Origin of the sequence: Brevibacterium samyangense, from assembly GCF_039529845.1 — a bacterium.
Taxonomy (GTDB): Bacteria; Actinomycetota; Actinomycetes; order Actinomycetales; family Brevibacteriaceae; genus Brevibacterium; species Brevibacterium samyangense.
Map to the genome: position 1 here is coordinate 186,682 of NZ_BAAANO010000004.1, position 10,176 is coordinate 196,857.

The window sequence follows — 10,176 nt, forward strand, 5'->3', positions numbered from 1 at the left end:
GATTCCGATTCCTTGCGCCGCGTCATCCGAAATCGCATTTCACTGCTGGGTTTCGCCGACACCCAGCATTCAATCGGGATGTGAACGCTCCGGAAGTCGATCGATCGAGCACCGAACGATCACAGCTCCGCCGTCCCGCATCGTGAACGAATACGGCGCTGCGTTCGTCGCTCCGGCGGCCGCGGGAGCACAATGAACGCCATGTTCATCGAGGAGACGACACGGACCCCGTCCGCCCGGGTGCGCACGACCGCGCTCGACGTGGAAGCAGCCGCCGAGCGCATTGCGCGCTCCGTCATCACCTCCCCCCTCCACATTTCCGAGCGCCTGTCGAATACGACGGGCGCGCGCGTGCACCTCAAGCGGGAGGACCTCCAGTCCGTCCGTTCGTACAAGATCCGGGGCGCGTTCAACTTCATGCTCCAGCTCGACGGAGCCGAACGCGAGCGCGGAGTCGTGTGCGCCTCGGCGGGCAATCACGCGCAGGGCGTGGCCCGGGCTTGCAACGAACTCGACATCACCGGACGCATCTTCGTCCCGAAGACCACTCCCAAGCAGAAGATCGACCGCATCCGGCACTTCGGCGGTGAGGACGTCACCGTCGTCGTCGCCGGTTCCACGTACGACGACGCCTCGGCGCTCGCGAAGGAGTTCGCGCGGGAGTCCGGTGCGCTCCTCGTCTCCGCGTTCGACGACCCGCGCACGATCGCCGGCCAGGGCACGATCGCCGCGGAGATCAAGGCGCAGATGCCGACCGACCCGGACTACGTCCTCGTCCCCGTCGGAGGCGGCGGCGTGCTCGCCGGAATCGCGTCCTACGCCGCGGTGCACATGCCGCGCACCCGGGTCATCGGCATCGAACCGGCGGGCGCGGCCTCGATGATCGCCGCACTCGAGGCGGGTGCACCCGTCACCCTGAACTCCGTCGACTCCTTCGCCGACGGTGCCGCGGTGCGCCGCGCCGGGGACACGACCTTCGGACTCGTCCAGGACCTCGGGCTCGACATCCGCCCGATCGCGGAGGGTGCCGCGGCCTCGGAGATGCTGCACCTGTACCAGATCGACGGCATCATCGCCGAGCCCGCCGGTGCCCTCGCCGCGGCCGCAGTCGGCCCGCTCGGATCCGGTGCGGTCGTCGAGGTGGAGCCGGGGGCCTCGGTCGTGTGCCTCGTGTCCGGCGGGAACAACGACATATCCCGCTACCCCGAGGTGCTCGAACGCTCCCTCGTCCACGAGGGCCTCAAGCACTACTTCATCGTGAACTTCCCGCAGGAACCCGGAGCCCTCCGCCGCTTCCTCGACGAGGTGCTCGGTCCGGACGACGACATCGCCCTCTTCGAGTACGTGAAGCGGTCGAACCGGGAGACCGGACCGGCGTTCGTCGGCATCACGCTCGGCGCTCCCGAGGACCTCGCGGCGCTCCTGCACCGGATGGAGGAGAGCCCTCTCGAGATCGAGAAGGTCGATCAGGACTCCCCGCTGTTCCGCCTCTTCACCTGAGCAGTGCTCCTGAGCGGACCCGCGCCCGCTTTACCAACGGATTCGCTCAAGTCGATCGATTCGATTGACTTCCCACGAAACGGAAACGGAATCGATCGTCCTCGGCGAATCCGTTGGAGCACCAGCGGTTCGAACAGCGGCCGGTCAGTGCGCGCCCCGGGCCTCCCGCGCGATCGCACGGAGCACCGAGGCGACCCCGCCCTCGCCGAGGGCAGGCGCGGTGAGTCGGGCAATCGCGATCGCCTCGGGGTGGCCGTCGGCCATCGCGTAACCGTGACCGGCCCACTGGAGCATCTCGAGGTCGTTCGGCATGTCGCCGAAGGCCGCGACCTCCGCCGCGGCGATCCCCCGCTCCTCGCAATAGGCGGCGAGGGTCCGCGCCTTCGTCACCCCGGCCGGGGCCAGTTCGACGAGGCCGTTCTCCGGATTCGAGTGCGAGGCGTGGAGGGACTCCCCGAAGGCGCTGCGCACCTGGGCGAGGAGCGCATCGGAGTCGCTCGATCCCGTCCGCAGGAGGACCTTGACGACGTCGTGCACCTGCGAGCAGTCGCCGACCTTCACGAGGGTCGCGCGTTTGGGCGCCGGCAGCACGTACCCCTTCTCCATGTACATGCCGTGCAGCGTCTCGAACGCGAGGCGCGCGTCGGGGATGTGGTCGCGGACGACGTCGACGAACCCGCCGAGCGCGTCCGCGTCGATCGTGTGGGCGGTCTCCACCCGGTCGTGCACGAGGTCGTAGACGACGGCCCCGTTCGCGCACACGATGTGGCCGAGTCCCGGCACCGCGTCCGTGATCGCGTCGAGCCACCGCATGGGACGGCCAGTGACGGGAAGGAAGTCGATACCGGCGTCGAGAACGGCCCGGATCGCGTCCACGGTGGCCCGTGGCAGCGGCTCCGGGTGGCGCAACAGGGTGCCGTCGATGTCACTCGCGACGAGCCGGATCGGTGCTCCCGGTGTGCCGGCGGCGCCCGCGGGTGTCGTGGTCATTCCCGGTCCCCCTCACCGCGCAGTTCGGCCGTGCACGCCTCCACGAGGTCACCGACCTTCGCGGCGTACGTCTCCGCGGACCGGGCGGCACCCAGCGGGTCGGTGCCCGTGCGGATCGCGACCCGTGCCATCGACGCGGCCTGACCGGCCTCGGCGGCGGTCCGGGCGGCGCGGGACAGGAGTTCGGGCAGATCTCCCACATGTGAGCGCACCTCGGCGGGGACCACCTGGCCGGCGAGGGGGAAGCGGGCGTGGAGATCCGCCACGAGGTTCTCCACCCGCCCCGCCTCGCCGCCGAGCACTGCCGTGAGGCGGGCGAGGGTCTCCGCTGCCCGAGCGACCGCGATCGTGTTGTCCCCTTCCAGTGCAGTGCTTCCGGCCGCGATGTCCGCGTCCTTCTGCACGGCGACGGCGGTCTCGTAGAAGCGGTCGACGGCCCTGGCGAACCGGTCGTGGTGCTGTCGCCACAGCCCCGTGCCGAGGTCCACGTCGGGATCACCGGTACGGTGCTGGTTCCCGGCGAATGCACCACCGCCGGACCGGGCACGCCCGGCGGGCTGTCGTTCCTCGGTTCCGGCGAAGGCCGCCCGGACCTTCGTCCACAGACTCATGATTCGGCTTCTCGGTTGTCTTTCCTGTGCGGTACGGATGCCGGACGGGGCCGGGCGGGGTAGGGACGGGCGCGAAACCGGCTCAGAGGTAGTTGCCGGGACGATGCCCGGAGTCCTCGCCGGGCGTCTGACCGGGGTGGAGCGCACCCTGCGGAGGGTGGGCCTGACCGGACTGTGGGTCGACGACGACCATGCCCGGGGGAAGGGCACCTCGGGCGCCCTGGCGACCCATGGCCTGCTGGGCCATGATCGCGGTCTGGATGCCGTGGAACAACCCCTCGAGCCAGCCGACGAGCTGGGCCTGGGCGATCCGGAGTTCACCGGTGGAGGGCACCTCGTCCTCGTCGAACGGCAGCGCAAGTCCGCGGAGTTCGTCCGCGAGCTCCCGGGACATCCCCTCGGCGAGTTCCTCGACCGAACGCCGGTGGATCTCCGCGAGGCGTTCGCGACCGCCCTCGTCGAGCTCGGTCTGGCGCACCTCCTCGAGGAGCTGCTTCGCCATGGTGCCGAGGCGCAGGAGCTTGCCCGGCTCGGACACCGCGGGTTCCTCGTCCTCGGAATCCGCCGCACCGGCCGGACCCGCACCGGGAACCCCGGCGACGAGGTCGTGACGGGTGGGTGCCTCGGCCGAGGGTGCGTGTTCCTCGGCTTCGTCGGGGAGCGTGGGCTCGAGTGGGGTGTTCTCGCTCATGCGTTCTCCTCTGAAACGGACAGTAGGACCTTGCCGATCGACTCCCCATTCTCCAACAGTTCCTGGGAGGGACCTGCCTCCGCGAGCGGGTGCACGCTGTGGATGATCGGGCGAATCGTGCCGTCCGCGACCGCGGGCCACACGTCCTGCGAGACCGCGGCGACGATCGCGGCCTTCTGTGCGGCCGGGCGGGCACGCAGGGTCGTCGCCATGACGGTCTTGCGGGCGCGCATGAGCTCGTTGAGGTTGATCTCCGCCTTCACACCGCCCTGCAGGCCGATGATCGCGAGACGGCCGTCGTGGGCGAGGGCCTTGATGTTCCGTTCGAGGTATTTCGCGCCGATGATGTCGAAGACGACGTTCGCACCCGGGGTGCGGCCCGCAGCCTCCGCATCCGCCGCGGTGATCTCCTCGATCCGTTCGACGAAGTCCTCGTCGCGGTAGTTGATGACGGCATCCGCCCCGAGGTCGCGGCAGAACTGCGCCTTGCGCTCGGATCCGACGGTGACGGCGACCTTCGCCCCGAAGTGCTTCGCGAGCTGGATCGCTGCGGTGCCGATGCCGGAGCCGCCGCCGTGGACGAGCAACCATTCGCCCGGCTGCAGGCGGGCACCCATGAACACGTTCGAGTACACGGTGCAGAGGACCTCGGGCAGTGCCGCGGCGTCCTCGAGGGAGAGGTTCTCCGGGACCGGCAGCAGCTGCCCGGCGGGGACGTCGACGTACTCGGCGTAGCCGCCTCCGGTGAGCAGCGCGGCAACCCGGTCTCCGACGTTCCAGCCCTCGACCCCCTCACCGAGTTCGGTGATGGTGCCGGACACCTCGAGGCCGGGGATCCGGGTGGACCCGGCCGGTGGATCGTAGAAACCCTTGCGCTGGAGGACGTCGGCACGGTTGATGCCGGCGGTGTGGACACGGACGAGGACGGAACCCGCGGGCACGGCCGGAACCGGGACGTCATCGACGACGAAGGCCTCGGGGCCGCCGGGGGTGGGGATCGTGATGGCTCGCATGTCTCCACCCTATGCGGGACCACGGACACGCGGGAGACGCACGCGGAACCCGACCGCGGAACGGCGTCCCGAGCTCAGGACAGGGTGAAGTACTCCTCGAGGGCGATCGCGAGGCCGTCCTCGGACACCGGCGGTGCGATCACCGTCGCGAACGCCTTCGTCTCCTCCTTGGCCTGCCCCATGACGATCGCGTGGTGCGCCCAGTCGAGCATCTCGTGATCGTTCGTCCCGTCACCGGCGGCGACGGTGCGCTCGGCGGGGACCCCGAGGCGCTCCGCCACGATCTCCAGCCCACTCGCCTTCGACACGCCCTCCGGGGAGATGTCGAGCCAGTTGCTCCAGCCGACGTTGTAGGTGACCCCGTGCAGGCCGCTCGCGTGGACCGCCTTCTCGAACTCCTCGGTCGTCCCGGTGAGTTCCCGCAGGACGATACGCACCGCGTCCTTCTCGAGAAGTTCGTGGAAGGGCACGATGTTGAGTTCGGAGTCCTCGTTGAGCTCCCCGTCCGGGAACTCGCCGGTGGCCCACCGCACGAGGTCCGGATCCTCGACGAGGAAAATCGCGGTGGGCAGCGCCTCGTGCATCCGTTCGAGCGCGGGCTTCGGGTCGAAGGTGACGGTGTGGAAGAGTTCCCACCCGCGTTCGAGCTCCGGATCGAGGCGGGCGATCACGGCGCCGTTCGAGGCGATGACGTACCCGGTCACGAGCCCGAGGCGGTTCGCCACCTCGAGCGCCCCCGCGAGCGCACGACCGGTCGAGATCGTCACGTGGTGACCGGCGGCGGAGACCGCGCGCACGGTCTCACGCACGCGCTCGGTCATCCGGTCGTCGTAGTCGACGACGGTGCCGTCGATGTCGAGGGCGACGAGGTGCGGTTCGGTCATGAGTCGTACCGCGGTCCTTCCGGTCCGTAGGCGACCATGCCGCCCATGTAGGGGCGGAGCGCTTCCGGCACAGTGACCGAGCCGTCGGCCTGCTGGTGGTTCTCGAGGATCGCGACGAGCCAGCGCGTGTTCGCCATCGTGCCGTTGAGCGTCGCGACGTACTGCGTGCCGTCCTCGGTGCGCTCGCGGATGCGCAGGCGGCGCGACTGGAAGGTCGTGCAGTTCGAGGTCGAGGTGAGCTCGCGGTACTTGCCCTGGGTCGGCACCCACGCCTCGCAGTCGTACTTGCGGGCCGCGGAGTCGCCGAGGTCGCCGGCGGCCGTGTCGATGACGCGGTACGGCAGACCGCACTTGGTGAGCATCTCCTCCTGGAGGGAGAGCATGAGCGCGTGCTCGGCCTCCGCGTCGTCCTCGTGGACGTAGGAGAACATCTCCACCTTCTGGAACTGGTGGACGCGGATGATGCCGCGGGTGTCCTTGCCGTAGGACCCGGCCTCCTTGCGGTAGCAGGAGGACAGCCCGCCGAGGCGGACGGGGCCGTCGGAGAGGTCGATGATCTCGTCCATGTGGTAGCCGGCGAGGGCGACCTCGGAGGTGCCGGTGAGGAACAGGTCGTCGGCCTCGAGGCGGTACACCTCGTCGGCGTGCTCGCCGAGGAACCCGGTGCCCTGCATGACGTCGGGCTTCACGAGCGTCGGAGTGACGACCGCCCGGAATCCGTGCTTCTCCGCGGTGTCGAGCGCGAGAGTGAGGAGCGCGAGTTCGAGGCGCGCGCCGAATCCGGTGAGGTAGTGGAAACGCGCACCGGAGACCTTGGCGCCGCGTTCGGTGTCGATCGCCCGCAGTTCCTCACCGATCGCGAGGTGGTCCTTGGGCTCGAAGCCCTCGGCGGCGAAGTCGCGCGCGGTGCCGACCTCCTTGACGACGACGAAGTCGTCCTCGCCGCCGGCGGGCACCCCGTCGATGATGAGGTTCGCGAGCTTGCGGACGGTCGTGTCGAAGTCGAACTCCGCGGACTCGGATTCCGCCTGCAGCGCCTTCACCCGGTCGGACAGCGCCTTCGCCTCCGCGACGAGTGCGGCCTTGGCGTCCTTGTCCTTCTCCTGGGCGACCTTCTTGCCGAAGGCCTTCTGCTCGGCGCGCGCCTCCTCGAAGGCGGTGATCGCCGCCCGGCGGGAGGAATCGAGGGCGAGGATGGTGTCGACGAGTGCTTCGTCGTCGCCGCGTGCGCGCTGCGAGGCCCTGAAGACCTCCGGGTTCTCTCTGAGCTGCTGAAGATCGATCACGGTTGCCAAGCCTACCGCGCGAACCCACGGCGCGGAGGCGCCCCGATCCCCGCCCCGGGCACGGCTCCTGCGGCACGTGTCGAACGGCTAGATTGAGGCCATGAGCATGGGTACGGGTACCGAGGTCCTCTTCATCGTCGTGCTGGTCGTCGTCGCACTGTTCATCGCGTTCGGCGTGGGCACCGCCTTCGGGAGCCGCCGGGCGGAGAAGGAGCGTTCGGACGCCGAGGCGCGGGGCGCCTCGGGTGCGGAGGGCGAGGAGGGGTCCGGGACCGGCACGGCGCTGCCGCGGGCCGCGCTCGTACTCAACCCGATCAAGGAGGGCGCGACCGATCTCCGCGCCACGGCCGGGGCGATCAGCCGGCAGGAGGGCTGGGCGCCCCCGCTCGTCATCGAGACCACCGCGGACGATCCCGGCGAGGCGATGGCGCAGGAAGCACTCGCGGCGGGGGTCGACCTCGTCATCGCGGCCGGGGGCGACGGCACCGTCCGGCACGTCGCCGAGGTGCTCACGGGCACCGACACCCCGATGGGCATCGTGCCCCTCGGCACCGGCAACCTCCTCGCGAGGAACCTGGGGCTGCCGATCGAGAAGCCCGAATGGGCACTCCGGGTGGCGCTGTGGGGTCGGGACCACCGGCTCGACGCGGTGCACGCCCGCCTCGAGCCGCCGACGGAAGCCGGCGCGGACGTGGCGGTGGTGGGTTCCGCAGTGGACGAACGCGCGGAGGACGGACGGGCGGAGGACGACCGGGCGGAAGGAGCAGGGAGCTCGGACAGCGGGACGCCGTCGGGAGCCGAAGGCACGCCCGACACGCGCGCTCCGGACACGCGCGGGGACCACGTCTTCATGGTGATGGCGGGGATCGGGTACGACGCGGACGTCATGGCGGACACCGACGCCGGGCTCAAGAAGAAGGCCGGCTGGCTCGCGTACCTCGAGGCCGGATCCCGGAAACTCAAGGGCTCGCGCACGAAGGTGCGGGTCACGCTCGACGACCAGGAACCGTTCACCGCACGGATCCGGTCGGTGCTCGGGGCGAACTGCAGCAAGGTGCAGGGCGGCATCGAGCTCGTGCCGGGGGCGAAGGTCGACGACGGCGTGCTCGACGTCCTCGTGCTCTCGCCGAAGAACATCGTCGAGTGGTTGGGCGTCGGGATGTCGATCCTCGGGCGGGCCGGGAAGAAGGGCCTGCACACCGAGGTGTACCAGTGCGCCCGCATCGTCATCGAGTCGGAGACCCCGATAGAGGTGCAGTTCGACGGCGATGCACACGGGGAGACGACCTACCTCGAGATGGAGGTCGATCCTCTTGCCCTCGTCATGCGGATCCCCACGGCGGAACAGCAGCGACTCATCCGCCTCGACGGCTGGCCGTTCGGGATGCCGGCATAGGTCGGACCTCACCGGAGTGGATTCACGGCGTTGCGTGCACGGTTCACCGGGAAGCACATTCGGACCGAAAAGTAACGTCACGAAACGATAACGATCGCGATTCGGGTCGCATCCCGGGATTCTCGGCCTACACACGGCCCCACCAGCGTTTTTTTCGTGATCTTGCCGTAGCAGTCCCGCAACAAACTGCCACTGCGGCTTTTCCTACTTCACAGTCACCCTTAGGTTTTCGGCAGTTGTCTCCATACTTCGTGTGTGCCGCCTCCACGGCGGGAGAAACGACCGAAGCTCGAAAGCGAAAGAGGAACTCGTGAAGAAGCGCATGCTCCTTGCTCCGGCAGTCGCCGTGGCAATCACCGGACTCGGCGCGGCCCCCGCACTCGCCGCCACCACTCCGGCACCCACCCCGACCGCGACGGCGACCGCCACCGCACCGGCTGCGGATCCCGCGATCACCTTCGTCGGCGACGTGTCGAACCTCAATGTCGGCCACCTCTACACCGGTGACATCGACACGTCCTGGTCGATCTCGGGACTCGCCCCGGAAACCTTCTACACGGTCGAGTTCTCGAGCACCGCCCCCGGCGTCCAGGACGACCCGTCGAGCGCCGTCGTCTCCGGCAGCATCTTCACCGACGAGACCGGAGCCGAGGCGGACAACACCTTCAGCATCTACCCGGACCGCGACAGCATCAACGACTGGGCCGGCGACCACACAATCTCCGTCGTGGACGAGGCCGGCACCACCGTCGTCTCCCGGACCCTCACCGTCGATGCGATCGCGTACAACCCGCAGCTCGGCATCTCGCCGCAGACCGCGACCGTCGCAGAGCTCGAAGCCGAGGGCGGCTCGGACCTCAACGCTCGCGGTCTCGAACCGTTCGCCGAATACACCGTGCGCGCAACCATGGAGGGCGACGACTCGCGTTCGAGCGAGTGGCCCGAATACGCCGACGCCTACGGTCGGATCGCGAGCGGTATCGTGGCCGAGAACCCGGCCACCGCCGAGAACCTCGTCGGCACCTGGAACATCGACCTCGTGAACCCCGCCGGTGATGTCGTCGCTTCCTCGGATCTCATCGTCTCCCAGGTCGCGCCGACCCTGTCGGTGAACACCGATCAGATCTCTGTCGAGGATTTCAACTCCGGCGCAGAGAACTTCGTGTTCTCCACGACTGCCGACTCCGACCCGCTCATCGCGGACAATGACGGCTACCACCTCATCGTCTCCGGTCCCGAGGGCTTCGAAACCCTCGACCTCGCGGCCTCCTCCAACGCCGAGGGCGCACTCAACCCCGTGACCTGGGCCGCCGACGGCACCGAGGTCCCCGAGGGCGAGTACACCGTCGCCCTGCAGGACGGCGCCGGCAACGGTCTCGCAACCACCACGGTGACCGTGGGCGACCCGGCTCCGGAGGAGACCCCGTCCGAGGAGCCCACCACCGAGGCGCCGTCCGAGGAGCCGACGACGGAAGCCCCGTCCGAGGAGCCCACCACCGAGGCTCCGTCCGACGACGAGACCACCGAGGCTCCGGCCCCGCAGCCCTCCGAGGAGTCGACCGAGGAGGCCAACGCCGGCGGTTCCGAGGACACCACCGACGAGGCATCCACCGAGGACGAGTCCGACCCGTCGGCACTCCCCCGCACCGGTGCCGAGCTCTCGGCCCTCGGCGCAGGCGCTGTGCTCCTCGCCGTCGGTGGCGCCGCGGTGTTCCTCACCCGTCGCCGCGTCAAGTGACGCGCTGAGTTCCACCCGCCGGGCGTCCACTCACTCCTGTGACATCGACACCCGACAGCACGAGGCC

9 protein-coding genes are annotated in these 10,176 nt (G+C 69.4%); 3 read left to right on the forward strand and 6 right to left on the reverse strand.

What is annotated here, in order from left to right; translation table 11 throughout:
- Positions 1–201: 201 nt before the first annotated feature.
- The gene (ilvA, locus tag ABD172_RS02105; protein ID WP_344306579.1) at positions 202–1,500 is read left to right on the forward strand and encodes a threonine ammonia-lyase IlvA; all 1,299 of its coding nucleotides are present in this window, start codon (positions 202–204) and stop codon (positions 1,498–1,500) included.
- Positions 1,501–1,644: 144 nt separating this feature from the next.
- On the opposite strand, the gene ABD172_RS02110 is transcribed toward ilvA, so the two are convergent.
- The 6 genes from ABD172_RS02110 to serS form a co-directional block, all read right to left on the reverse strand.
- Positions 1,645–2,490 carry an HAD family hydrolase gene (locus tag ABD172_RS02110; RefSeq protein ID WP_344306503.1) on the reverse strand — a complete coding sequence of 282 codons (846 nt, stop codon included), beginning with the start codon at positions 2,488–2,490 and terminating at the stop codon, positions 1,645–1,647.
- Positions 2,487–3,101 carry a hypothetical protein gene (locus ABD172_RS02115; RefSeq protein WP_344306505.1) on the reverse strand — a complete coding sequence of 205 codons (615 nt, stop codon included), beginning with the start codon at positions 3,099–3,101 and terminating at the stop codon, positions 2,487–2,489. The genes ABD172_RS02110 and ABD172_RS02115 overlap by 4 nt, the downstream gene beginning before the upstream one ends.
- A gap of 82 nt (positions 3,102–3,183) precedes the next feature.
- Complete coding sequence (locus ABD172_RS02120) at positions 3,184–3,792, reverse strand: proteasome activator (RefSeq protein WP_344306507.1); 609 nt, start codon at positions 3,790–3,792, stop codon at positions 3,184–3,186.
- On the reverse strand, positions 3,789–4,805 hold the full coding sequence (locus tag ABD172_RS02125) for an NAD(P)H-quinone oxidoreductase (protein ID WP_344306509.1): 1,017 nt from the start codon (positions 4,803–4,805) through the stop codon (positions 3,789–3,791). Before ABD172_RS02125 ends, ABD172_RS02120 begins: the two co-directional genes overlap by 4 nt.
- Before the next feature lie 74 nt (positions 4,806–4,879).
- A complete protein-coding gene (locus ABD172_RS02130; protein ID WP_344306511.1) occupies positions 4,880–5,689 on the reverse strand; it encodes an HAD family hydrolase in 810 nt (269 codons plus the stop codon).
- Entirely contained in the window at positions 5,686–6,975 is a 1,290-nt protein-coding gene (serS, locus tag ABD172_RS02135; RefSeq protein WP_344306513.1) for a serine--tRNA ligase, read from the reverse strand. Before serS ends, ABD172_RS02130 begins: the two co-directional genes overlap by 4 nt.
- A gap of 100 nt (positions 6,976–7,075) precedes the next feature.
- Here serS and ABD172_RS02140 point away from each other — a divergent pair, with 100 nt between their 5' ends.
- Positions 7,076–8,371 (forward strand): diacylglycerol/lipid kinase family protein, encoded by a 1,296-nt coding sequence (locus ABD172_RS02140; RefSeq protein ID WP_344306515.1) that lies wholly within the window; start codon positions 7,076–7,078, stop codon positions 8,369–8,371.
- Positions 8,372–8,681: 310 nt separating this feature from the next.
- Entirely contained in the window at positions 8,682–10,109 is a 1,428-nt protein-coding gene (locus ABD172_RS02145; protein WP_344306516.1) for an LPXTG cell wall anchor domain-containing protein, read from the forward strand.
- The last annotated feature ends 67 nt before the right edge of the window (positions 10,110–10,176 follow it).